We start from the raw sequence: 26,375 nt of genomic DNA on the forward strand, positions 1-26,375 counted from the left end.
TTATGCCTGCTCATCTGATTGAATGGTCACTGGGTTACCCGGTTGCACCATCTGTAGGCCGGTCGTGATGACTTTATCACCCACTTTCAAACCTTCTGTGATGCGCCATTGGTTACCAATAGACTCAGCCGTCGTCACTGGAGTGATAGACACTTTGTTGTCCGCACCCACAGTCATGACTGAAGCTTTGCCTGTTGCATCACGCGTAACTGTGTTTTGCGGGATAAGAATCGCCACAGGGTCCACACCTACTGTTACCGTTGCGCGCACGAACATGCCCGGTAGCAGTAAGCCATCTGGGTTCGCGAATTCTGCACGTAGCGTTACGCTGCCCGTGCTTTCGTCTACGTTCACTTCAGTAAACTTCATGGTGCCTTTGTGCGCGTAAGTCGAACCATCTTCAAGCGTTAGTGTCACTTGAGCGGATTCGTCTTTTTGCAAGTGACCTTGTGACATCGCAGCTTTCAAACGGAGTAACTGAGCAGAAGATTGCACGATATCAACATTGATTGGGTCTAGCTGTTGGATAGTCGTTAACGTCGCCGCTTGGTTTGCCGTTACCAGCGCACCCGCCGTTACGTTAGACTTGCTGATCACACCGCTGATTGGCGCTTTCACTTGTGCGTAAGACAGGTTGATCTTCGCCGTGTTGATTCTCGCTTTCGCTACCAACACTTGCGCTTTTGCTTCTTTATAAGCTGCTTCTGCTTCATCGAGATCTTGTTGGCTGATCGATTTCTTGGTGATCAATGCGCGGTAACGACGAACTGTTGAGTACGTCGATTCTTCCGAAGCTTGAGCACGGATCAGTTCAGCTTCTGCGCTTAATAGATCAGCTTGGAACGTAGAATCGTCGATCTGGTAAAGCGATTGACCTTTCTCAACCACACCACCCTCTTCAAAATGACGCTCAGAAATAATACCCGTTACCTGTGGACGAACTTCTGCTTCTTTAAACGCTCGGCTGCGGCCTGGCAGTTCTACTGTTAGCGCTTGGCGAACAGGTTCTACCGTCAATACCGTCACTTCTGGTGTCGGCGCTGGACCACCTTGCGCTTGTCCTTCTTGGCTCTGTTCACACCCGACCAATAATAGGCTCGACGCAATCAAGAGCGATAGCGTGGTTCTACGTGTCATGAAAATTCTCTCTTCCTAACTAAAACAACGTGACTCAATAAAAAGTCAGCAAATATTAGTCGGGATGATAATTATTCAATGTTGTACATACAACAAAATTTAACGTTCTTTACGATAGACAAAAATGTTTATTCGAAAGCTGTCGTTGATCTCTCAATTTGAACGCTTTTTTATTGGAAAAATAAATTTTCTGTGAGCAATCGAAATCAGATTTTTCTTAATAAAAACAGTAAAAAAGAGTAGACAAAACCAGAGAATTCGTGACAAAGCAAACCTATTAGTCAGTGATCTTGCTATCGCAGAGAAAAAGAAAGCTTATTAAATATCGTGAGAATAAATGAAAAAACAAGAATTTACACTCGCTTAACATTGCATCATTAATTGAACATTTAAAGCTCGCTTTGATTAAATAAATTGCAAATATAAGCGTTGATTTCCGTATTTATTACCCTATAATTCGCTCCCCCTAAACAACCTGACATACGAAATAAGTTGGTTATGAACAATAATAACTCTTTAGTATTAGGGAATTACCTTTGGGACAGGACGACTCACTATTTACAGCCATCCCCTTTGAATGGCAAAGCAGAAGAGCAAGAAGCGGTTAAGCTGACCAATAAACAAAAAGCGTTGTTAAATTGCCTTGTTGATGCGTATCCAAACACGATCAGCAATAAAGAGATTATTCAGCAGGTTTGGGGCTATGAACACATCTCACAAGAGAGTTTGCCTCAACTGATTAATCGCACTCGACGAACGTTGGAAGATAACGAAAAGACCATTCTGGTTAATACCCCTGGGGTTGGCTATTCCCTCAATTTTAAATTTGCTCCGGAAGAGCCAGTTTTAAAGCCAATAACCAAGCCAGAAGAGTGTGCTCTCAAGTCAACCAGCAAGCAAAACGCAAAGCTATGGAATGCGATTTTTATAGTTATGCTGTTAGTGACGCTGTTTAATCTTTATGAAACGACAAAAGCACTGTATTACAAGCACGACTTTGAACAAGTGCTAAAATCTAAAGCTTACCCAGAAATAAAACGTTCCGATGACGGAAAAACGGTAGTGACAATTAACAACCATGAATGCATTTATCACAAAGATCAGCTTTTACTTCAATGCCCATAAATTCAAAGTATTGATAGCATTGGTTGTGTTCAACGGCATTCTCTTGTTCACGGCACACCAGTCAAAAGTTCAATTGTTTGGCAAAGTAGAAGCGATGCAATACAGGTGGACGACCTATACTAGGCTCTATAAAGATAACATTGAGACCCGCAATCACTACTCACCTATCGGTGGTGCTGTGACAGAGTATCAATCGCTTGACTATCAATATGAATATTCAAAATCTAAGGGAAACGAATACATTGTATTGAGCTATGAAAAGCCGGTGACCATGCGCCACAATCGTATCTACTATCTAGATGAACAATGCAGTTTGCTCTTTTTCGGCAGAGCAGAGAGAACTCTAAAAAATATGACGCTCCGCTGCTTATACTAAGAAGGCTGTAATCACTGTTAGAGCAAAAAAACCGAGCTGAATAATTTCAGCTCGGTTTTCTTTTATTTCGAAATAACGGGAAAGTGTTTGTTAAGAAACGCCATCACGTGCGGAACATACTTCTGGGAATCAAATATCGGCGCACTATGCCCCACTCCCTCTTCAATCCACAACTGGTTCTCAATGTTATTCCCATCCAATTTAGCTTTGAGTAGTTCGCTTTGTGACAAAGGAACGCGCTTATCTATCGTTCCATGTAACTGGATAAATGGCGGCGTTTTGTCGTTAACATAGGTCGTTGATGATGCCTGCTTGGCGATTTCAGGAATGGCACTTGGCGTGTCACCTAAAAAGCGAGACACCGATGATTTCTTACTCGCACTCTTTCCCCCCTTAGTGCCTAGCGCTAACAAATCAGTGGGACCAAAAAAACTCACGACCGCTTTCACCTGATATTTGGGCTTCACATAAAATGAGATGTCGCCGTGCGCATTCGTCGTGCCAATCAAGCCCGCTAAGTGTCCACCCGCAGAGCGCCCCATCATCACTACGTTATCTGCCGCAATATGGTATTGTTTCGCATGATCATGAAGGAAGTTAATAGCATCATTGATGTCTTGCACTGGCGCCGGAAATATAGCCTCGCCGCTCAAACGGTAATCAACTGAAGCAAGCGCATAACCTTTCTCGATGACTGATTGCAATAACAGTGGGTTCTTAGTAGGTATCGCATCCTTACTCCCGCGCTTCCAAGCACCACCATGAACCCAAACCAAAAGTGGATAAGGTTGCTCACTGTGCACTTTCGGTTTGTAGAGATCGAGTTTAATCTCTCGACCTTTAACGGTTTTAAACACAATATCCTTGTCAACGACAGCACTTTCTAAGGTGTTTGCCTGTACATTTACCGTCAATATGCTCAGTGAAATTGCACTCAGCAAGGTCATAATTTTCTTCATTGATTTTAAGTCCACCATTAGAACGATGCTTCTGCAGCAACCCAGTATCGACGACCATCTTCAACATAGCCATATTCATCGTATGTTGTTTCCGCATCGAATAGGTTGTAAATACCTGCCATCAGCTTAAATTGGCGATTGACTTGCCAGTTACCACCAAAGTCAACATAAGTAATTGACGGAGCAGAGGCATTGCTTGAATCCACAGTAATTGGCTCGGATTCTTCGCTGCGATAAGACACACGAACCCACGAGTTAATATTGTCACGAATCGCCCAATCTGCGTTCAGCGCAACCAAATGCTCTGGAGCTTGTGTTAACGACTGACCTTTATCTTCACCTGACTTTTTCTCACTATAGGTATAAGTGTAAGTGGCACCGACATTGATCGTTTCAGTAATGCCTTTGTTAATCGAGCTTTCCGCACCATACGTGATAGCATCTTCAATATTTACATACGTTGCATCGCATGCGCGCCCAGTACAGCTTGGATCGAGGTTAATCGTGTCGATCTTGTCTTTAAAATCGTTGTAAAACACAGTCAAACTGGAGTTCAAATCATTCACTCCGGAGTAATACATGCCTAACTCAGTGTTGACGGAAGATTCAGGTTTCAAGTCTGCATTGCCATAAACTTCACATTTACCGTTACAGCTTTCTTGCACCCAATCTTCCTCCATTTCCGTCAAACTTGGTGCGCGATACCCCGTTGAAACACCACCTTTCATTGTCCATTCTGGATTAAGAGTCCAAACACCGTACACGCGCGGACTAAAGTGTGAGTTAAACTGCTCGTTGTCGTCGTATCGTAGACCCAATGTGAGTGCAAAGTTGTCTGTCAGATACCATTCATCTTCGGCAAATACCGACCATTGCGAGTTCTTAAAAACAAAATCACCGTTATCTAGTTCTTCACTTTCAAATGCAGCACCGATTGAAATGTAATGCATACCAAATGCCTTGGACCATTGAGTATTGGCGTTGATGTTTTGCACTTCTAAACCGCGCCCTACATTTTCAACCGTTTCAGTGCTGATGTATGAAGAACCAGTTACAGATTCATAGTTAGCATCATGTGCAATACCAACCGATTGACGGTTATTGTTGGTCGCAGAGGTCTTAGTCCGTGACTTCCCTTCCGTGTTCACTCGCTCTTGATCGTGATGAGTGTAATCAAGGGTGAATGTATCTTCTTCCGTTGGAGTGAAATACACAGATGCACGATAGTTCTCAAGCGTTTTACCGCCGTTTGCATAAAGTATTTCGTCTTCAATACGCTCTTGATACATCCCTGAAATCGCAGTGCTCACCAAGCCATCAATCAAAGGACCTGCGAGGTACATTTCGCCTTGATAGAAATTGCCTGACTTACTGTTTTCTTGTAGCGTTGCCTCCGCGCGGAGACTACCTGTCCACTCTGGAAAATCTTTGCGTGTAATAATGTTGATCACACCACCGATGGCATCTGAGCCATACAAAGTCGACATTGGACCACGCACTACCTCAATACGCTCAATCGCATTTAGCGGTGGTAACCAATCCTGCTCAAAGCCTCCACCGCTACTAACCTGCGTTTCACGACCAGATTGCTTACGTCCGTCAACGAGAATTGCGGTGTAATCTGAAGGCATGCCACGCAAGGAGATCTCTTGGCGAGAACCGCCACCAGTTATAACAACACCCGGTATGTCTTTCAGAGCATCGGTTAGATCTTTATAAGAACGGTTTTCGATTTGCGCGCGGTCAATCACACTAATCGACGCAGGAGCTTCCAACGTAGATTGCTCATACCCAGAAGCCGTCACCACCATGGTTTCCATGATGGTGTGGTCTTCAGTTATTTGAGAATCAGCAAAAGAAACAAGAGGGAGTGCCGCTGAGATACCTGCGGTAACGTTTACCGCAGTGCGACAATTAAAAGGGATATTCTTGAGCATGTTTGATAACTAATTTTATTTACAACTGATAATTGTTATCAATTAAACTCTCATTACCCTATGCTTTCAATCAATACAGTATGCACGACATCGAATCTTACTATGCAGGATCTGCAACGTTGATTCACAATACTCAATCAAGCATTTATGCATGCATTTCGTTATCTTCGAACAACTCGTTGAATAACTCACGGATCCAAATACACATTGGGTCATCATGAAAACGCTTATGCCAATACAAATACACTTGTGAGAAATCCAAACGTAGTGGTTCTGGCACTTCACGTGTAATTAGGCGTTCATCCTGACAAGCCGCTTCGGCGAATGGCGTTGGTAAATGAAAGATAATGTCCGTCTCCGCCGCAATACTCGGCGCTGATGTGAAGTTAGTAAGTTGTACTGGCGCCGACAAACGCTGCTTTTTATCTGCTAGGCCTAACTCAATGAACTTGTGCTCAAATGACAACGTTTTCTCTCCTTGTAGAGAGATTTGACCAAAATGGTAATCACGCAACTTCTCTGCCGTTAAGGCTTTATTGGCAAGTGGATGGTTTCTGCTCATTAATAAACGGAAGTCTCGTTTTGCCACGACCTTACGATAAATATTTTGTTCCGATGTCGGCGGCTCGTGGGAAGAAAGCGAGAAATGCACATCGCCAGACACCAGTTCCTCAAAATGGCGTTTCGGCGTTGTGTCGATACTGACCACAAGATTTGGCGCTCGTTCACGAATGGCAGCAACAAGCTTGGGCATCATAGTGTTGACCTGCGGCTGTAAACCATAGAATCGAACGGTGCCTTCCACCTTTTCTGGTTCGAATGAATTCTTATGCGATAGCTTTTCAAGACTAATAATCAACGCAGATATATCTAACTTGATCGCTTCTGCCTTTGGGGTAAGTTCATAGCCAAAACTCGTACGTACCAATAACTCATCATCAAAAAACACTCGCATCTTTTGCAGTGCTCGACTTACTGAAGACTGGCTCGTATTGAGCAGCAAAGCAGTATTCGATACGTGCTTTTCTTCGAGAAGGTATTTAAGAATGTAAAGAGACGTTACGTCAATTTGAGGAATTTGCATAAGCGAAATCTGGCAGCGAAAAGTGAAATTGTAGAGCCAGATTATATGATCGATGCTGCCATGAGTAACAACTTTTCACCAGTTTCAATGATGAATAGAGAGTTCCCGCGCCCCGCATAATGGTGTGGGTTCAAACACCTAAAGACAAAAAAGCCCCAAACTAAAGGGGCTCTGAGTTACCTAATCTTCCACTTGATTAAACGCGGAATTGGCTGACTTGCTTGTCTAACTGTTGTGTCTGTTCAGACAACATAGACAGTGACTGTTGCGCTTGGCTTACTACATCCACAATCGATGTGCTGCTGTCTGCGATACCTTGAACGTTGCTGTTCACTTCATCACTCACTGAGCTTTGTTGGCCTGCTGCTGTTGCAATGTGCGTGTTCATCTCGTTCATACGTGCAATCGCGTTGAGGATTTCTGCCAAAGATTCTGTCGCCAAGCCTGCCGATTGAATGGTGTCTTCGCTGCTGGTTTTACTGCCCTGCATCACTTCCACCGCCTGAGCAGCGCCTGCTTGCAGCTTCTCAATCATGGCTTGGATCTCGCCCGTGCTCTTTTGAGTACGGCTCGCTAGGGAACGAACTTCATCTGCCACGACAGCAAAACCACGACCTTGCTCACCAGCACGCGCCGCTTCAATCGCCGCGTTCAATGCCAACAAGTTGGTCTGTTCTGCAATGCCACGGATAACATCCAATACTGAAGCAATGTTGCTTACGTCATTATCTAGTGTGTTGATGACTTGGCTTGCACTTTCAATCTCACCCGCAAGATCACGAATCGCTGCGACTGTTTGCTCCAAGATCACATTGGTGTTCGACAACTCTTCGTTCGCAGTTTGGCTTGCCAGTGCAGCTTCTGTTGCGCTGTCGCTCACGTTACGGCTCGTCACCTGCATTTCATGAACGGCTGCGGCAACGGCTTCGCTGTCACGCTGTTGGCCTACCGTTGAACCTGCGATGGTCGCAGTCAGCGCATTTAGGTTATTCATTTCCTGACGCAGTGTGTTTGAGCTTTCTACCACTTGTGACACCGTCGCTTGGATCTTAGTGACGAACTGGTTAAAGCCACCAGCCAGTTGACCAATTTCATCTTGAGAATTGATGCTGATGCGCTGGCTTAAGTCTCCTTCTCCAGACGCAATTTGCACCATTGCTTCTTTGATGTCATTGATTGGCTTCACTACCGTTTTAAGCAACAAAGCCACCATGCCAAGTGCCGCTAGAATTACGACCGCAATGCCCGCTTCTAAAATGACTTCCGCACGAAACGCCGCTGCCGCAATGTCCGTTTTTAGCGTATTTTGCTTTGCTTCAATCGCATCTTTCACTACGTTCAATTGATCGCGGACCGCACCAAATTGGTGTTCAAATTCGGCTTTGTTTGATTCGTAGTAGTTTACCCACTGTGATTGTGGCTTGCTGATCATTGCCTCATAACTTTGCAGCCATTGCTCACCCGTTGAGACCAACTGTTGAACTTCACTACCGTGGCTTCGCGGCAGAACGCCTTGATCAGAAAGTGACATGACTTTCTTCATACGTGGCAGAGCTTTGTAGGCGTTGTCTTTGTATTCGAACAAGTGATGGTCGATTTCTGCTTGAGTCTGTGCCAACGCCAAACCTTGAATCGCAGAAGTTGCTTGATACAGGTCGCGATACGCATCTTCAAGAGTGAATAAGCTCGGAATGACTTGGTCGTTGAGCGTGTCACTAAGCTCGGTCTGTTTCCACATGGTGAGAACATTCAATACTGAACTTACCGTCAGTAATACAATCATCAAAGACAGCGGGAGAACTATCTTCTGCTTGATGGAAAGGTTGTTGAACATGAATAGATACCTTTGTTTTATTGTTCAAATCACCATCGAGTTTATCAAACAAAAGGCGTATAAAATTGCTTATACAGTTCAACGTCCTCTAATTATTTTTGTCTTTTCGACTAATATTTTAGATTCAACAAATAACTGATTTATTGGACGATTTTTCTAGGAAGCAAGGTCACAAACTGAAACCTTCTTTGTGCCAAAAAACAAAAGCCTCAGGACGAGGCTTAGATAAATTAAAACCGTGTATTCAGGCCGAGTCGTTTTTGCTCACTAGATATTGAAGTGAACCAACAGCGGCATTTCGACTTGGCAGACTGTTAGCCATGCGCCAACCATTTGTTTTGCGTTCGGACACAGACGGTACAGGCATACGCCATCCTTAAGCCAATCGACTTTTGTATTCGGTAAGCGTTCATGAGTAACGAATCGTTTTGCTTTGAGTTGCTCCAGAACTTGCCACTCAATGGTGTAGATACCGAGGTCGTTATGCAGCTGTTGGTTCAAATCGAACTTGAGATCGGACAGCCAAACACCAATTTGTTCATCGACAGCATACGCGGCTGTGCCTTCAGTTTTCTCAAGCGTATATAAGGCGACGAGCGCTGACATTTCATCTTCATTCAGATCAAACAAAGGATACACATCGTCAACGACGTCATTTGTAGAGGTAACGGTATTCATAGTGATATTGGAAAGTAGAGAGTGGCAACACTTCTTTAGGGGTGTCCAATGAGCAATCAAGCGATCAGCGATCAATGTTTGAGGAATCATTAGGGTGAAGTGCTGCCTTTTATCTTATAAACGAATTAATGAATGATGTAGTAAAGCAATGCGCCCACACCACCGAGTTCATTCAGTGTCTCCGCCGCTTTTCCATGCACCAACTCAACCTCAACATTAGCCATCAAAGCTTCGACAAGGATGAGATCGAACGCATCCGATTGAATTGGGTAAGGCAAAAAGACTTTTCTTACCTGTCCGTTTTCCAGTGCTTCTAGTACATTTGCCAAGCCCGCTACGCCGCGACCACAGGTATCTCGACGAATCAGTAGTTCCAATACCAGTGTATTGTCATGCAACTCTTCGTATTCATCCGCCAGCAGTTTAACCGTGCGTTCTAGCTGCTCTGTGGTGGCATCAAAAGGAATTGGTTCGATAGAAACCAACTTTTCAGAGACCGTATGATGCAGCGCACCCTTTACGCGATGAGCGATTTTTAGGTTGCCGCCGAACACAATGCGGTCAAACGTCGGGTCACCCATAAAGTAGCGATTGATTTCGTTCGCCGCTTCGCGAATAACACGACGCTCAGAATCCAAGTCTCGACGCTCTGAGGCTTGAGTTCGCGACTTTCTTCCACCAGGGCGAAGAAATACACCCGATTCAATACTCGACTCCATCGTGCCCTCTCCCAAACTCGTCGGAACGTCTATGGAAACTACTCGGTGCTCCGTTTCAGAGAAAAGGATAACGAGATATTTGCCGTATCGATGGAGCTGAGAGAGTAAGTGCTTTACCTGAGGTTGACCAAAATACGCTTTTGTTTCGACAGGCATTGGCAATTCGATCAGGATGTCGTCGAGCAAATCAGTAAAGATCACCAAAGAACGTCCTGTCGGGCGCATTTCCAGAACTTTGTTGACCAATCGTTGTTCCACTTCTTTCCAAGTAAGTGTGGAATCAATATGTCGAATACCTTCGTCACCGTGCTCTTCACGCAATGCGGCCAGTTGATTGCTCACTTCGATCTGCCAAGCTGGGCGTTCACGATGGTTGGCTGGATTTTTACTGTCAGTATTAATATATAAACTGAGAATCTTTGAACGATTGTCTTCGTGCAATAATAAGTAGCATCGCAACACTTCAAAAATATCGTTAATCGTATTTTTCATAACTAACCTTTAATTATTAATCGAATCTCGAATGAACTATTTCCATTCAATCAGTGAGGATTAAATGAACACTGTTCACAAGTTAATTATTAAGCTAACAAAAATACCAATCAGCCTAATGCACTCAGAGTGCATTTGAGGAAAAATAATCGGTTTGCAAAGCCTGTTTTGTCTGGCTAAGATCTAAGTGGTTGATTAATAGCGCTTGGTTAAATAACGATGACACCCAAACAATCACTCATGGATTTGTTCGGTCTTTCTGAAGAGTTCGCAACACAGCTACTTGAATCTGGAGAAGTTCAAACCATCGAAGCAGGAGAAATTCTTGAGGTACAGGGACAAGAGTTAGAAAACTTTCTGTTTGTGTTTAGTGGGCTAATCAGCGTTTACCGACAGAACTTTGATGGTGCAGAACGCTTTGCGGGTTTTATTCCGCCAGGCTTTATGTACAGTGAATCTGCAATTTTGAATCAAACCAAATTGTATGGGCGCTACCACATCCAAGAGACCATGACCGCCCTTGTTCTGCCGATCAGTACAGTGTTGGAACTGTACGAAAACAGCCTAGAGTTTAATAAGTTAACGGCACAACACCTTTCACAGAAGCTCTTATTTACCTCCCGCATCCTCTTCATTAGCCACGAGAGAAACTCCAATCGCAAAGTAGGCTTAGCACTGGATAGCCTCTACCGCGTCACAAATAAACGTTCCATCCCAATCTCGGTCGAAGACCTCGCAGGCATGCTGGGTATGTCTCGTAACACCGTCAGTAAGACGCTCGACTACTGGGAGGAGCAAGGCGCGATCACCAACAGTAAAGCCAGAGTGACGTTTAACTCAACAGAGCCTTTCTCCTCCATCACGGATGGCATGGTGTTTTAACCTTTCTCAACCGCCCCTTTCTCAACCTAATTATAAAAAGACGGCTTATATCAGCCGTCTTTTTTGTTTTCTATCATCTTCTCTTTTTGGTTTTATTTCTATTTTCTGCCATATCACTTTACGTCTAATTCCTACATAGAAATAAACACTTACATTCTCCACAACATATTTATCACGCCAAATGCACTCTCAGTGCATCAGGTTTTAAATTGTCTATGCCACCATAAATACCGTTCGAGACAATAAATGTTGCTTCGAATATTTCTTCACAGTGACGTGGCAATAAACATGGACTTGTTTAACGACTCTTTATTTTCAGGTTTTTAAATCATGTTATTAGCACGACTATTTTTATTACTCGCTATCATCGCTGAAGTTGCGGGCACTAGCCTCATGAATGTCGCAGGCAGCAATGAAGGCTACGCCGGTTATGTCGGCATGTACGTTCTTATTTCGCTCTCTTATTACTTCCTCTCTCTCGCAGCGAAAAAGATTTCCATTGGCGTGGCTTACGCCTGCTGGGAAGGACTTGGCATTGCCTTAATCACCATCGTATCCATGTTCTATTTCGATTCTCAGCTCAATGCACAAGAGCTGTTTGGTCTCGCGCTTGTCGTTGTCGGTGTGGTGCTAGTCACACTCGGTGAAGAGCACCACCAGCCAAGTAAGAAAGACGAACACGCGATGCTAATTCAACCTCACTAATTGCCTTGGAGTATAACCATGAACGCTTTTCTCACCGTATCTTTCGGTTACGTCGTTTTAGCGGCACTGCTCGATATCGCGGCGAACATGTCTTTGACTAAATCACGCGGCTTTGAACACAAAGGCTGGGGTATTTCTGCCATTGTACTTGTGCTCGCTGCATTTACTTTACTAGCGCAAGCCGTGAGAGAAATCGACCTCGCCATTGCCTACGCCAGTTGGGGAGCCATCGGTATTTTAGGAACCGCACTCGGTGGTTGGTTCTTGTTTAAACAAAAACTCAAACCAATTGGCTGGGTCGGCATTTTTACGGTGATTGCTTCGGTGATCATCATGAAAACCGCTTAGTGACGCCACCATGATTACTGTTAGCGAGTCCGGTAAGCCAATCAGCCTTGGCGAGCATCAGCAACCGCATTTGGCTCAGTTTTACGCGCTAAGCGAAGCAGAAAAAATTCATTGGCTTGCTCATACCAAAACCGATGAGGTCGTCGATTTGCTCTCCTACTGCCCTTTAGGTTACGTGCAATATTGGATTGTAAAGATGGAAAAGTATGGCTTCGACAAAGCCGCTAGCCATCTCTCATTTCAGTTGGGCTTTGTTCATTCGGAAGCAGAGCCCGCTGACGACTACCTCTCAACCAGTGTGTTGGAACACGTTAAGCAGCGCGTGGGATGGATTGTGTTACTTGCCATCTTCGGCATTTTTTCGGGCTTTATCATCGCCAGCTACGAAGACTTACTCAGCCAGTTGGTTTTGCTTGCGATCTACATGCCAGTGATCGCGGCTGCCGGCGGTAACACAGGCTCTCAAGCTGCAACTTTGGTGGTGAGAGCATTAGCCACCGGAGAGATTAAAAACCGCCAATGGCGCGCCGTGCTGTGGAAAGAAAGTCGTGTTGCACTCATGCTCGCAGGCATTCTGGCGCTGGTGATTGTCGGTCGAATAGCCCTGTTTACACCCGCCGCTTCGTCGGAAGGATTTGGGCTGTCACTGATCGCCACTGCCGTTGCCATCGCACTGTTTATTCAAGTCACGATATCGACGGTATTAGGCGGCTTACTGCCCATTGTTGCGCGTGCGCTTAAGCTCGACCCAGCCATCTTGGTGAGTCCGGTTTTGGCGTCTCTCGTCGATATCTCGGGCATCTGGATTTATTTCAACATCGTTAATTTCATCTTGTTCTGAGCACATCAGAAGACAACACAAACTCACTCATTCACCACTCCACCGGAAGGAAATTTGGAGTAATTTTTATGACTATAAAACCTTGGTTTAAGCAATCAACGTCAGAGATAGAGCAGCATTTGGCTACTGATACCAATGCCGGACTTTCTCATAAAGAACATCAACAACGCCTCAATAAGTATGGTGACAACGCACTGGCGACGCACAAGTCGAAATCGGCTTGGCAACTCTATTTAGAGCAATACAAGAACCCTTTAATCTACATCCTATTGGTGGGTGCTTTGGTGTCTTGGTTTACTGGACACCTCATTGACGCCATTGCGATTGGCACCATCATCGTAATTAATACCGGCATCTCTTTTTGGCAGGAATACAAAGCCCAGAAAGGCATGGAAGCACTGCGCGATATGGCGGCACCAGAAGCGGATGTTCTGCGTGACAGCAAATGGATACATGTTCCAGCTCGAACCTTAGTGCCTGGCGACGTGATTAAAATCAGCACGGGGGACATTCTTCCTGCCGATGTGCGCATTGTCGAAGCAAACCGCCTGTCGATCGATGAAGCGGCACTCACTGGTGAATCAGAACCTGTGACGAAGCAAGTCAGTGCAATCCATAGCAAGCAAGTCAGTTTAGGTGACCAAATCAATATGGGCTTTATGACGACCATCGTCACAACTGGCTCCGGATTAGGGATCGTCACCAACACGGGCATGCAGACGGAAGTTGGTCGTATTGCGCACATGATGACACAAACTGAAACCACTAAAACACCGATGCAAGTGCGTATGGATACATTAGCCAAAGCCTTGTTGTTTATCGGCTTGGGCGTGGTTGCAGTTATCTGCGCGATTGGTTTTGCCTACGGCATGGATTGGTTGGACATTCTAACGACGGGTATTTCCCTCTCTGTTGCAGCCATTCCAGAAGGCTTGCCTACCGTGCTCACCATTGTATTAACCGTGGGCTCTACCAAGATGGCGAAGAACAACGCCTTGGTAAAGCAACTCTCGGCAATCGAAACCTTAGGCTCTACAACTGTCATTTGCTCCGATAAGACGGGGACATTAACGCAAAATCAAATGCAGGTGATGCAAGCGTACGACAGTTTTGGGCGTTACTGGGAAGTGACCGGAAACGGCTTCCAACCGAAAGGTAAATTTGTCCCTCAGAGTCACGGTGTACATGCTCTAGAAAGCTCTGCAATGAAGATGGGATTGATCGTTGCAGCGATGTCGAATGAGTCTGAGCTCGCCTTTGTCGAAGACGCATGGAGTGTACGAGGCAGCCCAACGGAGGGAGCGTTATTAGTGGCAGCCGCAAAGCTTGGAATTACGCCAAAGAATCTAGAGAAACAAGGTTATCAGATTCTAAAACGCTTCCCGTTTGATTCTGAGCGCAAGATGTCTTCAGTGATTCTCCAAGATCCAAGCGGACAGCACTTTTTAGCCGTGGCTGGAGCGCCCGACTTTATGCTGAAGAAATCGAGTAACTATATGGTTGAAGGTGGATTGGTGCCGATGGAAGAGCAGCCAAACCGATTCAATGAACTCTCCCAGTGTATCGGCAAAGATCTTAGCAAGCGTTTTGATGGTGCGATTGAAAGCTTTGCCAAGCAAGCCTTACGTACTATGGCGGTCGGCTGCCGTCGATTGGACGAGGCTGAGCTTAACGCAGATGTGAGCGAACTGGAAAACGACCTTAGTATGCTGGCGGTATTTGGCATCATGGATCCGCCTCGTCCAGAAGTCCGCTCTGCGGTAAAAGAGTGTTACAACGCTGGCATTCGCACCGTAATGATTACCGGTGATCACGCAGCAACAGCGGCGGCGATTGCCAAAGACATCGGTATCATCAATGGGCAATACAAACGTGTTGTCACGGGTACTGAGCTCGATAATATGAGCGAGCAAACCTTAGAATATGCCTGTGAAGAAACCGCTGTGTTTGCCCGAGTAACGCCAGAGCACAAACTGCGCATCGTCCAAGCGCTACAAAGAAACAACGAAATTGCCGCCATGACCGGAGACGGAGTCAATGACGCACCAGCACTTAGAAGCGCCGATATCGGCGTCGCTATGGGTATTACGGGAACCTCTGTCGCCAAAGATTCCGGCGATCTGATTTTGCTGGATGACAACTTCAGCACCATCGTCCGAGCGGTACGCCAAGGTCGTCAGATATTCGATAACCTGCGTAAGTTTATCCGCCAAGCGCTAACCGCAAACGTAGCAGAAGTCTCGGTGATTCTGTTTGCATTCTTAGTGATGGGACCAGAGGCTATCCTTCCGCTAACGCCGCTGATGATTCTTTGGGTGAACTTGGTATCGGATGGTTTGCCTGCACTAGCGTTAGGGGTTGAACCAAAAGAAAAAGACCTGATGGAGCGAAAGCCACGTAAGCGTGACCAAGGATTCTTCTCCGATGGTTTAGGAGCCCGAATCGTGATTCGTGGGTTAGCATTAGGCGGGGTAAGCTTTGGCGCTTTCTTAATGGCTTTAAGTCATGGTTTCAGTGCCCAGTACGCACAGAGCGTGGCGTTTCTTACTTTGATTTTTGGTCAGTTGTGGCACTTGTTTGATAGCCGAACGTTCACGTCTCTGTATCGAGTAAATCCTTTTACTAACAAATACCTGCTGGGAGCCATCGCCGTATCAGCAATTCTGTCATTGGGGGTGATATACACCAACTTAGGTCAGCTGATTTTTAACACCGAGGCAATTGAGCTTAGGCATCTTGCCATGATTCTAGGCGTTGCAGCATTGCCAACCGCGGTACTGTCTGCCATCAAAGAGCTCACCAGAACTAAGGTTCTGTAATCATTAACAAAAGACGTTGACCTTAAACCATCCACATAAATTGTCTTAGAGGGGCTTGTCCCCTCTTTTTCCGTTTTGGCAAGTCACGTTCACATCTTCGCCATTAAGCATCTCCATCATGGGTTCGGTTTGAACATTACCCCACACGACAAAACCAAAGCACAATAAGGGGAACAAGAGATGAATAAGGGATTTGAACGTACCAAGCTTGCCGCGTTGAATCGCTGTGGGTCTGAATACCTTCACACCTTTAGGTGGAAACTGACCTTCGATTAATCCACGAATACCAAGTGGCAACATCAATACCGCAGTGAGTAAAAACACGGACAGTGGTATCCAAAAGAACAGTATGTGAACCAAAAGCTCTAAGCCTGACATACCGAACACTTCATAACATTCCGGCGCTTCGGCGACTGCTTGCAGCGCAGGCTCTCCCTCAAGCTTAAACAGCACACCTACTGGAAGGCCAAATACGCCAGCGATCGCGACTCTGATGATCTTTTCTTTTTTGCTGTACTGCGGCGCGTATTCCTTCATGCCCTTTCCTATCATGATAAAAACTGAGAAAGTCAGCTTAAGAATGGCACGCCAGAGCGCAAATGTGTGGGTGGCTTTTGGGACGCACAATGGCGAATAATGAAACAAAAAGAAAACAGCCTCAATATCGCTATTGAGGCTGTTAGAAAGTTCATGAATCCGATTTAATCGTCGAACAACAAGTTGATTGCAATTGCCATCAAAACCAAGCCTGAGATTGGCAGTAAGACACCTAATGGCGAGCGCTCGATATAAGGCAGATTCTCTGCAATCAATAAGCCCCACTCAGGTTCTGGCGGCTTAACGCCAAGTCCGATAAAACTCAGAGACGTCAGGCTAAGCGTGATGTACGGCAAACGCAGAAACGCATGACGAATCAATGGCGGCAGCACATAAGGCAACAAGTAGTAACGGAGTACTCGCCACTGACTGGTTCCCCAAATGGGCGCAAGATGCGTGTAAGGCTGCGCTTTGGCTTCCATCAACAAACTCGCACAGTGCGCCGCTAATGGTGCCCATGACACCATAACAATCGCAATCAAGGCACTATTTGGGTTCATCCCCGTTAGACCAGCAATCAGCAGACCCGCCACAATGTATGGCACACCTTTGGTGATCTCAATTAAGCCTTGGCTATAACGAGTCACGAAGCCGAGCAGCAAACCAATCACCAAACTTAGGAAGGTTGCGATGATGCCCATTTTGATTGTCGACATCATACCGCCGCCAACACGAGCAAGCAGATCTCGACCAACGGCGTCGGCACCAAACGGTGCTGCTAAGCTTGGCGATTCAAGGCGAGTAAATTGGATAGTGTAAGGATCGCGCATTAACGCCCATCCCGCACAACCAATCAGCAAGGCAAAGATTGTGGCACTGACGATACGTTTGGTAGTGCTTTGGGTAAAACGGAACGTACTGTGACTGCTGATCAGCTTGCCACTTGTGACACTGTGTCCGAGTAACCAGCGTTGCAATAAAATACTCGCACTGCTGATCAACATCGAGAACACCAGTAACACCAACAAGCCACCTTGCAGCATCGGCAGATCTTGTGACTTCGCTGCACCTAAGATTAGTCGTCCGATACCCGGAATGGAAAACACCTGTTCCACAGCAACCGCGCCGCCGGTCAAACCAATCACCGTCATTGCGATTTGAGGAATCAAGTTACTAACGGCACGCCACAAGGCAAAGCGTAAGATTTGAAACTTACTGACGTTCGCCGATAGCCAAGTGATCACCCAAGGCTCATCTAGTACACGCTTGAGGCTGTCATTGAGCAAGCGCCCGAACAAGCCAGCAGCAGGCAATGCCATTGCCAAACTGGGTAGCCAGAGGTTTTGCACGCCTTGCCAACCATAAGGTGGGAACCAACCCAACCAGATGGAAAACACCATGATCAGCAGCGAAGCAATCACGTACTCAGGCAGTGAGACCAACACCGAACTGAGCGTGTCATGATGCTTGTCTAAACGATTCTGTTGCCAACGACGCACAGTGTAAAGCACGCTCGCCATGCACATTACAAATGCCATGCCTAACGCTGTAAGCATCAGTAATAGTGACGTTTTTGCGGTTTGTTGAACGCTCTCCATGACGGACGCCCCGCTCACCCAAGAGACACCTAAGTCTCCTTGCATGGCAAGCGTCAGCCAATCCCACAATCGCTCAGCAGCGCTGCGGTCAAGTTGAAGATCTTCTCGAATTGCTTGCAGAGCTTCCGCCGTCAGCAATTGTTGAGCACCCGCACGAGCACGGAGGATTGATTGGCTTGGGTCGATACCTGCAATATCCGGCATCAAACCCACCAGCACAACCACTACCCCGAGTGACAGGAAGCGCGACAAAAAACGCGTAAACCATTCAGGCATACAAGCGCTCCAACGAGAGCGCATGTTGGCAACAGACGACATCGAGTTAGTTCACCTCAGTAAACTGGTCGATCAGGCGACGCTCGCGTGGGTCACGTTGTGCGTTCTTCACGCGGTCACTCTCACCTTGGATTACACGCTCGTGAAGCAGTGGAATCACAGCGTATTGCTCAAGGATTTTGCTTTCTGCTTCGATGATCGCTTGTTGGCGTTTCTCACCCAACGGTTGACGATCAGCGTGTTTCAATGCTGCGTCCACCTCTTCAGAGCAGAACTGACCTAGGTTGTAAGAACCTTTACAGCTAAAGTCACTTTGCATGTACGCCACTGGATCACCAGAATCCAGCACCGTTGCACGTGACAACAAGAACGCATCGAACTTACCTGCTAGTGCATCGTTTTCGATTTGTGCGTATTCACGAACGTCTAGTTCAACCACAAAGCCAGCCGCTTCAAGTTGTTGCTTTAGCAGCACCGCCACTTCTGGCAACTCAGCACGGTCGGTAAATGTACCGATGGTGATCTTCTCACCGTTCGCGTGGCGCATTTCCATGGTTTCCATACGAGGGTTCGCATCACGAATTGGTTGAGCCCATGCCAATGCAGGACCTAACAGACCTTTCGCTGAATCGGCGTGGTTCTCGTAAACCGTTTTGATGATTTGCTCACGGTTAACCGCTTGAGCTGCTGCTTTACGCAAACCGAACTGGCTAAACACATCGGATTTGTTGTTTAGGTAAAGCGTGTTGGTACGCGGCATTGCCACTTCGTGCAGCTGTGAAGATTCCATCATCGCGATTTGCGATACAGGAACCGCTTCAACTACATCCGCCTCACCGGTACGCAGCGCTGCAGCACGAGCAAAACCGTTTGGTACGTATTCAGCAAAGATACTGTCTACTTTTGCTTTTTCACCCCAGTAACCGTCAAAACGCTTCAGTTTTGCGCTGGTTGTCCCGTTGATTTCTGTCAGAACAAATGGACCCGTACCCGCATTGATTGGCACAACACGACCGTTTTCTTGGTATGCAGCACCAGAAAGGATCGCTAGCTGTGGGCTAGATAGACGGCTTGGCAACAATGGATCGTTAAAGGTCGTTTTGATTTCAACAGTGAAGTCGTCCAATGCGCGAACTTGCCATTCGATACCATCCAAAATGCGTGGCTTTGGTGCGGCATCTAATGCTTTTTGTAGAGAGTTCACAACCGCGTTGGCATCAAGGTCAGAACCATCATGGAATTTCACGCCCTTACGTACCGTAAATTGCCACGTCATCGGATCAACTTGTTCCCATTCCGTTGCCAGCATAGGCTCTGCTACCGACTGATCGTTTAGGTTCACTAGCGTTTCTGCTGTGCTCCAACGTGACAGTTTGAACGCGTCATCTGAAAGTGGTGACAAACCTGTCCGTGGTGGTTGCATCATGGCAACGCGAATTTCCGTTGCTTGCGGTGCAGCTGCTTTTTCCGCTTCTGGCTTGCTTTCGCCAGAGTCAAAACAACCCGTCAGCAGTGCGCTTAAAGCCAGCGACAAAGCTAACTTGGGAGTACTAAGGTGCATAAGAAACCTCTCCAATGGTTTTTGTGAATTCATTACTTTTGTGTTGAGCGCTCATCAAGGCTCTCGTGATCAAGTGTGATGGGTTATTTGTCACGTTCTGTGCTGTGCCGTGCTCGACAACGCGTCCTTTGTCTAACACTAGGATTTCATCGCATAGGGTTTGTGCCGCATCGAGGTCATGTGTCACCAAAATCAGGCGCATCTGACGACTCTTTTGAATGCATGCCAACAGGTCGAGAATCTGTTTACGACTGACGGGATCTAGGCTGCTGGTTGGCTCATCCGCAACCAACACGCAAGGTTCGACAATCAAAGCTCTGGCGATAGCCACACGTTGCGCTTGCCCAACTGATAATTGCTGCGGGTTGCGATCCAGCAATGTGAGATCCAAACCGACATCCGCCAAAACCTTTTCCACCTTCTCGTTAAGCTCTTGCGTCAAACCAATGTTGCTTAACGGCTCCAGTAAGATCTGGCGAACGGTGTAATACGGATTCAAGCTAGACTGCGGCTCTTGCGGAATCAGTTGAATGTGCTGACACAACTCTTGTCGCTGCTTAGCCGAGCTACGCGATAGCGGATAGCCACACACATACACTTCACCAGATGTGGGCTTACGAAGACCGAACAAAAGCTCAATCAAGGTCGATTTACCCGCACCAGAAGGACCAACAATCGCAATGTTCTTTGTGTCGATGGCAAGATCCAATTGTTCGAGCGCTTTGAACGGTTTGCCCCCTAACCAACTTGGTTTGGAGTAATAGTGAACACTGGCTTGCTCAAAGCGAACTTCCGCCGATTTAGGCTGCATGTGCCCGCTCAAGTTGTGCTTAGTCAAAATAGGCTCCAGAGATGAGGTTAAGGCAACAGTTTCGCAAGTTGTTGGCAGAAAGGATGCGAACTTTGCTGAATGGCTTGCCACGGTGCGCCGTAAGCCACCATGGTGTTGTCCGCAATCACCAAGACTTTGTCACATGCCAAAGCCGCAGACAGATCGTGCGTGATCAACAAACCACTGATGTTGCGTTGCTGAACACTGCTGCGGAGCAACTCAAGGATCTCCGCTTCGGTGATTGGATCGAGCGCACTGGTGGGCTCATCAGCGATGATCAAGTTCGCACTACCAAGCAACGCAATCGCAATACAAATACGCTGGCGCTGACCACCAGATAGCTGACTTGGATGCTGCGCTAATGCTGCTTTTGGATCTGCAAATCCGAGTTGAGACAACAAGATCGTCACCGTGTCCCGGTTTGCTGAAGACAAGCGTGTTTTGTTGCCCGTCAATGCCAAACACAGTTGTTGTTCGACAGACGCCAATGGATTCAGCGCTTTAAGTGCATCTTGGAAAATGACCGCAGGACGCTGCGGTTGACTCCGTTGCAGCATGGCAGTTTGTGCGACTTCACTGCTGTTAAGCTGGATACTTCCGTCTACCCAAATATCAGACGGCAAAAAACCTGCGACGGCTTTCGACAACATGGATTTACCAATGCCGGAAGGTCCCATAATGGCAAGAACTTCACCTTGAAACAGCTCAAAAGAAATGTCTTTGAAGAGTGTGCGTTCTGAGTCTGTAAGGCTGAGATTATTAACGGAGAGTATTGGTTGAGAAATCACGACATCAAACTAAATGTAACAATATAACATAACGATAGTATCACGCAGGTCTGGGCAAGAAAACAACTCAGAGGGGTTATTTCATCACCTTTTTCACGCTTTTATCAGCAAGGGCAGATGGCTCCGCCCTTGCGATAAAGAATCGAAATAAAACCGATTGTAAAAGCGTGAATTACTGACACTTTTGTTTGACTTGATCGAGGTATGGGAACAAGAAGACAAAGCGCCCAACGTAGAACAAAGTGAATGCCAGCCACAAACCGTGATTGCCCCAATATTGCACCGCAATAAATTGCGTCACTAAGAACAACACCATGGTTAGGAAGGTAGAGTTACGTACTGGTCGCGTCGTCCCTGTGCCAGTAAAGATGCCGTAAAACGTCAGACCAAAACCAGCAACCAACGGGAATGCCAATAACCAAGGGCTCATGTTTAGATACAGCTCAACAAGGTTTGGCAAAGTAGTAAACAACGTCACTAATTGGTGTTTGAACAGTACCAACAGCAAGGTCAATACAACAACGAACGCCGCGGTCCATTGCGTGTTTAGCTTAATCACTTTATCAAGCAAGGTCGGATTCTTCTGCCCTACGGCTTTACCTGCAAAGACGCTCGACGCATTCGCTACACCATCGAACATGTAGCTGACGATGAAGGTCACCTGCATCAAGATTGCGTTCGCCGCGAGCACATCAGAGCCAAGCTGAGAGCCCACACGCGCCATCATGTTGAAGAACACCAATAGACACACAGTACGAAGCAACAGATCCATATTGGAAGACGCAATGACCTTGAGATCTTTACGCGTCATTTTCGCGGTCTGAATGTAATCAAACAGCGGGAAGCGACAGGTTTTCAACACCAGCACCGCACCGATAACAAACGTCGAGATTTGCGCGATAAGTGTCGCTACCGCAACGCCAGCAATGCCCATATCAAAGTACAATACAAATACGATATCCAGCACGATGTTCAGCACGTTACCGAATACTTGCGTGAACAAGGTTTCTTTGGCTTTCGCCTGCCCCATCAACCAACCAATCACGGTGTAGTTCAGCAGTACAAATGGCGCACCAAAGATCATGATATCGAAGTAAATCTTCGCGTTTTCTGCCACGACGGCATCAGGGGAGATAATCAGTTCTGCTCCCATCCAAATCACGGACTGCAACGCAATGAAAATCAAGCCAAGGCAGAGCGAAAGCACGAAAGGACGGAATAAGCTGCTCGCTTGATCTTCTGGGCTATTTTTACCTAATGCGATTGCACTTTGCCCGGTAGTACTGACGCGGAAAAAGCCAAACAGCCAATACAAGGTATTCATGATGACGGTGCCGATCGCCACACCACCAATCATCTCAGCCACACCGAGCTTACCGATCACCGCGGTATCCACCGCCCCCAATAATGGTTGGGTAACCGTAGAAACAATGAAAGGAAATGCGATTTTAAAATAGTCTTTATGAGTCAGATTCATTCTTGGTTAAACTCAGTTTCAAATGGGATTTCTAGGTAGCCAGCGGCTTCTAGCAGTTCTTTCGTATATGGGTCGCGTACGTGCTTGAGATTACGCATATCATCAACGCGTTCAACAATCTGACCGCCTTTGAAAAACATCAGACGATCACACAAGAAACTCGCTACCGCAATATCGTGAGTGATAAACAGGTATGAAATATTGCGCTCTTGTTTGAGCTTTTGTAGCAAGTCGAGGATCTGTACCTGAACCGACACATCAAGCGAGCTTACCGCTTCATCAAGCAGGATGAATTTAGGGTTCGGTGCGACTGCACGCGCAATACAAACGCGCTGCAATTGACCGCCACTCAATTGATGCGGGTAGCGGTCCAGCATTTCTGTTTTTAGCCCCACCTCTTCGAGCAATTGAATTAATAAAGCTTCGCGCTGCGCTTTACTCATTGCTTCAGTAATCAGCGGTTCATTAATGATTTCACGTACAGTTAAGCGTGGATTCACCGAGGTATTGTAATCTTGAAAGACCACACTGATGGCTTTGTGTGTCGGTAAGCTAGCAATCGCTTCGCCTAGTACCACCTCACCACTGTCGGCAGATTCCAAGCCTAAAACAACTTTGCCCAAGGTGCTTTTTCCGCTGCCTGATTCGCCAACGATACCGACACATTCGCCTTCATTTACGGTAATCGACACACCATTGAGAACATGCTGATAGCTTGGGAACAACCAACTGTCATCGTTTTTGAAAGCCTTAGTGACTTTTCGAACATCAATCAGCATTAGGCACTCTCCATCACGGATTTAAAACGATTAATCAACGCCATACGGGTATCAACTAAATAACGTGTGTGCTCGCTTTGTGGGTTGGTAAACACTTGCTTGGTGCCGCCATATTCCACGACCTTGCCTTGATTCATCACCATCACGTTATCAGCAATGTGCGAAACCAAACTTAAATCGTGACTGACGAAAATCAGGCTAGTGCCAAACTGCTCTCGCACAAATTGAAGCTCTTTAATAACCTCTCGTTGTGAGATGTAATCGATCGCTGTAGTTGGTTCATCGGCAATAATCAGCTTAGGTTTTAGCACTAAAGCCAGCGCCACCATGATCCGTTGCAGCATGCCGCCGCTCAGCTCGTGCGGGTATTTCTTCAATAAAGATTGCACCGATTTTAAGTTCACTCGGGTGAGCACATCGCAGAATAACTCGGTCGCGTCTTTACTGCTCATCGCAGAGTGCTGTTTAATCGTCTCGACGGCTTGATTGCCAATCGTGAACAGCGGATTGAATGCCGTCATTGGGCTTTGCATGATCATCGAGATTTTTTCACCACGCATTTGGCGGCGCTGCTTTTGTGGCATCGAGAATAAATCTTCGCCCTCAAAAATAGCCGCTCCAGAGATAGCAAAGTGCTCGCCCAACAAGCCGTTAATCGCATTACAAGTTAAACTTTTGCCACTGCCCGACTCACCTAAAATGCCCAAGCATTGGTCTTCTTTCAGTGTGAAGCTGACATCAGAAACCAATTCACGATGAGTAGGTTTCTCCAATGTCACAGCAAGATTCTTCACTTCTAACATCATCGTTGCTCCGTTCTTGGGTCTAACACATCGCGCAGTGAGTCACCGAGCAAGTTACAACACGCTACCACCACCATAATCGCCGCGCCCGGAATCAACATTTGTTCAGGGTTAGAGAAAAGCACCTCTTTAGCATCACTAAGCATTGCGCCCCACTCCGGTGTCGGCGGTTGAATGCCCAACCCCAAGAAAGACAGGGTCGAAATACTTAGGATGATCCACCCCAAGTCCAAGGTAGCGAGAATGATGACCTCAGCAGCAATATTCGGAGCCAAGTGCTTACGAAAGATAAAGCTTTGCGGTGTTTTTACCGTGCGCGAATACATGATGTAGTTCTGATGATTAAACGCGATCACCGAGCTACGCACGATGCGTACATACCATGCAATCTTGGCAATGAAGTTCGCCACGATAATGTTAGTGATGCCCGGCCCCATGATGCCGACGATGCTTAGCACGATGATTTCATAAGGAAAAGACAACATGACTTCACAGCCGCGCATGATCAGAGCATCCACTTTGCCACGCACGTAACCAGAAACGACACCAATAAAGCCACCGACCAAAGCGGTGATCACCATGGTCAACAAGGAGTAGTAAAGCGTGGTGCGAATACCAAAAAGAAGGCGTGAGTAAATACAACGACCTAAATGGTCAGTACCCAGCGGGTATTCCGCCGACATTGGCATCAAGGTGTTAATCACGTCGGCTAAGTTTGGATCGTGCGGCGCAAGATAAGGCGCAAATGCCCCCATCAAACAAATCACGGTAAGAATAAACAAACAAGCAACAACGGTTTTGTTACTAAAGAGACGTTGCATCATTGGTTGTTACCTCCTGATTTCAAGCGAGGATCCACCACCGTATGTAAGATATCGATCAGTAAGTTCGATACCACGAACAAGCTGCCCATCACCAAGATGTAAGCTTGAATGATTGGGTAGTCTCGATTGAAGATTGCTGCGAGTGCAAGACGCCCTAATCCCGGAATGGCGAAGATGCTTTCGATAACTACGGTTCCCGCGATCAATCGCACGATGCCAATACCCAAAGCCGTCATCGAGGTTTGCAGCGAGTTCTTAAGAAGGTGTTTCCACACCACACGATATTCGGGAATGCCACGCGCTCGGGCGTAAACCACGTAGTTGTGATTCATCGAATCCAACATCGAGTTGCGGATCAGACGAATGTACGTTGCCACATACGCCATACACAACGTAATTGATGGCAGAATAAAATGACTGAAGGTCGATGCCCCGCTGCTTGGCAGCCAGTACATGTAAATTGAGAAGAACCAAATCAGAATAAACGCGAGCCAGAAGTTTGGCATCGCTGTGCTGGCGAAGATAAACACTCGCACAATGCGATCAAACCAGTGGTCTTTATACACCGCACTGAGCACGCCCATCGGAATACTCACACACACCAACAGAATCAGCGACAACCCAGCAAGCTTTAAGGTGTACGGGAAACTACGCGCCAACTCTTCAGACACGAGGCGGTTGGTGTTGGTGTAAGACACACCAAAGTCACCTTGTAGTGATGCCACCAGCCAATTGGCGTAACGCACCAAAAACGGTTTATCTAAACCAAGCTCTTGGCGGATCTCTTCAATCGCCTCTGGGCTTGGCGTCGTGTCGTTAACACGCAATGCAACTTCGGCAGGATCAGCGGGAATGATATTGACCAAGGCAAAAGCGATAAAGGAGACAAAGAAAAGTGTCACGCTTGCACTCAGTAGCCGCTTGATTATGTATTTCGCCATGCAGATACTTTCTCTACGTTTTA

General features: G+C 46.6%; 23 protein-coding genes. 6 read left to right on the forward strand and 17 right to left on the reverse strand.

Annotated features, from left to right (window positions below; translation table 11 throughout):
* Complete coding sequence (locus A9237_RS02725; protein ID WP_078607613.1) at nucleotides 1-1,137, reverse strand: efflux RND transporter periplasmic adaptor subunit; 1,137 nt, start codon at nucleotides 1,135-1,137, stop codon at nucleotides 1-3.
* 498 nt (nucleotides 1,138-1,635) lie between these two features.
* Here A9237_RS02725 and A9237_RS02730 point away from each other — a divergent pair, with 498 nt between their 5' ends.
* Nucleotides 1,636-2,262, forward strand: a complete 627-nt coding sequence (locus tag A9237_RS02730; protein ID WP_078607614.1) for a winged helix-turn-helix domain-containing protein — start codon at nucleotides 1,636-1,638, stop codon at nucleotides 2,260-2,262.
* Nucleotides 2,263-2,700: 438 nt separating this feature from the next.
* Here the strand turns inward: A9237_RS02730 and A9237_RS02740 are convergent, their stop codons facing one another.
* The 6 genes from A9237_RS02740 to A9237_RS02765 form a co-directional block, all read right to left on the reverse strand.
* Nucleotides 2,701-3,597: an alpha/beta hydrolase gene (locus A9237_RS02740; RefSeq protein WP_078608699.1), complete on the reverse strand. Its 897-nt coding sequence runs from the start codon at nucleotides 3,595-3,597 to the stop codon at nucleotides 2,701-2,703.
* 17 nt (nucleotides 3,598-3,614) lie between these two features.
* On the reverse strand, nucleotides 3,615-5,534 hold the full coding sequence (locus A9237_RS02745) for a TonB-dependent receptor domain-containing protein (RefSeq protein WP_078607616.1): 1,920 nt from the start codon (nucleotides 5,532-5,534) through the stop codon (nucleotides 3,615-3,617).
* A 145-nt stretch (nucleotides 5,535-5,679) separates the two neighbouring features.
* Nucleotides 5,680-6,618, reverse strand: a complete 939-nt coding sequence (locus A9237_RS02750) for a LysR family transcriptional regulator (protein ID WP_009707050.1) — start codon at nucleotides 6,616-6,618, stop codon at nucleotides 5,680-5,682.
* Nucleotides 6,619-6,814: 196 nt separating this feature from the next.
* Nucleotides 6,815-8,452, reverse strand: coding sequence for a methyl-accepting chemotaxis protein (locus A9237_RS02755; RefSeq protein ID WP_078607617.1), 1,638 nt, complete (start codon nucleotides 8,450-8,452; stop codon nucleotides 6,815-6,817).
* Nucleotides 8,453-8,719: 267 nt separating this feature from the next.
* The gene (locus A9237_RS02760; protein WP_237358426.1) at nucleotides 8,720-9,220 is read right to left on the reverse strand and encodes a hypothetical protein; all 501 of its coding nucleotides are present in this window, start codon (nucleotides 9,218-9,220) and stop codon (nucleotides 8,720-8,722) included.
* A gap of 35 nt (nucleotides 9,221-9,255) precedes the next feature.
* A complete protein-coding gene (locus A9237_RS02765; RefSeq protein ID WP_009707053.1) occupies nucleotides 9,256-10,341 on the reverse strand; it encodes a baeRF10 domain-containing protein in 1,086 nt (361 codons plus the stop codon).
* A 219-nt stretch (nucleotides 10,342-10,560) separates the two neighbouring features.
* Here A9237_RS02765 and A9237_RS02770 point away from each other — a divergent pair, with 219 nt between their 5' ends.
* From A9237_RS02770 to A9237_RS02790, 5 genes are all read left to right on the forward strand, one after another.
* Entirely contained in the window at nucleotides 10,561-11,223 is a 663-nt protein-coding gene (locus tag A9237_RS02770; protein WP_045478837.1) for a Crp/Fnr family transcriptional regulator, read from the forward strand.
* A gap of 330 nt (nucleotides 11,224-11,553) precedes the next feature.
* Nucleotides 11,554-11,928, forward strand: a complete 375-nt coding sequence (locus tag A9237_RS02775; RefSeq protein WP_009707055.1) for an SMR family transporter — start codon at nucleotides 11,554-11,556, stop codon at nucleotides 11,926-11,928.
* A gap of 18 nt (nucleotides 11,929-11,946) precedes the next feature.
* Nucleotides 11,947-12,276 carry an SMR family transporter gene (locus tag A9237_RS02780; RefSeq protein ID WP_078607618.1) on the forward strand — a complete coding sequence of 110 codons (330 nt, stop codon included), beginning with the start codon at nucleotides 11,947-11,949 and terminating at the stop codon, nucleotides 12,274-12,276.
* A 10-nt stretch (nucleotides 12,277-12,286) separates the two neighbouring features.
* Nucleotides 12,287-13,117, forward strand: a complete 831-nt coding sequence (locus tag A9237_RS02785) for a magnesium transporter (protein WP_078607619.1) — start codon at nucleotides 12,287-12,289, stop codon at nucleotides 13,115-13,117.
* A gap of 68 nt (nucleotides 13,118-13,185) precedes the next feature.
* Entirely contained in the window at nucleotides 13,186-15,936 is a 2,751-nt protein-coding gene (locus tag A9237_RS02790) for a cation-translocating P-type ATPase (protein ID WP_078607620.1), read from the forward strand.
* A 45-nt stretch (nucleotides 15,937-15,981) separates the two neighbouring features.
* Here the strand turns inward: A9237_RS02790 and A9237_RS02795 are convergent, their stop codons facing one another.
* The 10 genes from A9237_RS02795 to opp1B form a co-directional block, all read right to left on the reverse strand.
* Entirely contained in the window at nucleotides 15,982-16,473 is a 492-nt protein-coding gene (locus tag A9237_RS02795; protein WP_078607621.1) for a hypothetical protein, read from the reverse strand.
* A 164-nt stretch (nucleotides 16,474-16,637) separates the two neighbouring features.
* The gene (locus A9237_RS02800) at nucleotides 16,638-18,389 is read right to left on the reverse strand and encodes an ABC transporter permease subunit (protein WP_041055011.1); all 1,752 of its coding nucleotides are present in this window, start codon (nucleotides 18,387-18,389) and stop codon (nucleotides 16,638-16,640) included.
* 4 nt (nucleotides 18,390-18,393) lie between these two features.
* Entirely contained in the window at nucleotides 18,394-19,908 is a 1,515-nt protein-coding gene (locus A9237_RS02805) for an ABC transporter substrate-binding protein (RefSeq protein ID WP_005441857.1), read from the reverse strand.
* Complete coding sequence (locus tag A9237_RS02810) at nucleotides 19,898-20,746, reverse strand: ABC transporter ATP-binding protein (protein ID WP_078607622.1); 849 nt, start codon at nucleotides 20,744-20,746, stop codon at nucleotides 19,898-19,900. Before A9237_RS02810 ends, A9237_RS02805 begins: the two co-directional genes overlap by 11 nt.
* Nucleotides 20,747-20,766: 20 nt before the next feature.
* Nucleotides 20,767-21,528 (reverse strand): ATP-binding cassette domain-containing protein, encoded by a 762-nt coding sequence (locus tag A9237_RS02815; protein ID WP_078607623.1) that lies wholly within the window; start codon nucleotides 21,526-21,528, stop codon nucleotides 20,767-20,769.
* Between the two features lie 172 nt (nucleotides 21,529-21,700).
* Entirely contained in the window at nucleotides 21,701-23,005 is a 1,305-nt protein-coding gene (locus tag A9237_RS02820; RefSeq protein ID WP_078607624.1) for an MATE family efflux transporter, read from the reverse strand.
* Nucleotides 23,002-23,784: an ABC transporter ATP-binding protein gene (locus A9237_RS02825; protein ID WP_078607625.1), complete on the reverse strand. Its 783-nt coding sequence runs from the start codon at nucleotides 23,782-23,784 to the stop codon at nucleotides 23,002-23,004. Before A9237_RS02825 ends, A9237_RS02820 begins: the two co-directional genes overlap by 4 nt.
* On the reverse strand, nucleotides 23,784-24,590 hold the full coding sequence (locus tag A9237_RS02830) for an ABC transporter ATP-binding protein (RefSeq protein ID WP_078607626.1): 807 nt from the start codon (nucleotides 24,588-24,590) through the stop codon (nucleotides 23,784-23,786). Before A9237_RS02830 ends, A9237_RS02825 begins: the two co-directional genes overlap by 1 nt.
* A complete protein-coding gene (opp1C, locus tag A9237_RS02835) occupies nucleotides 24,587-25,411 on the reverse strand; it encodes a nickel/cobalt ABC transporter permease (protein ID WP_038866929.1) in 825 nt (274 codons plus the stop codon). The genes A9237_RS02830 and opp1C overlap by 4 nt, the downstream gene beginning before the upstream one ends.
* Nucleotides 25,408-26,352, reverse strand: coding sequence for a nickel/cobalt ABC transporter permease (gene opp1B / locus A9237_RS02840; protein ID WP_038866927.1), 945 nt, complete (start codon nucleotides 26,350-26,352; stop codon nucleotides 25,408-25,410). The genes opp1C and opp1B overlap by 4 nt, the downstream gene beginning before the upstream one ends.
* Nucleotides 26,353-26,375: the final 23 nt, after the last annotated feature.

This window comes from Vibrio owensii (assembly GCF_002021755.1).
Lineage (GTDB): Bacteria > Pseudomonadota > Gammaproteobacteria > Enterobacterales > Vibrionaceae > Vibrio > Vibrio owensii.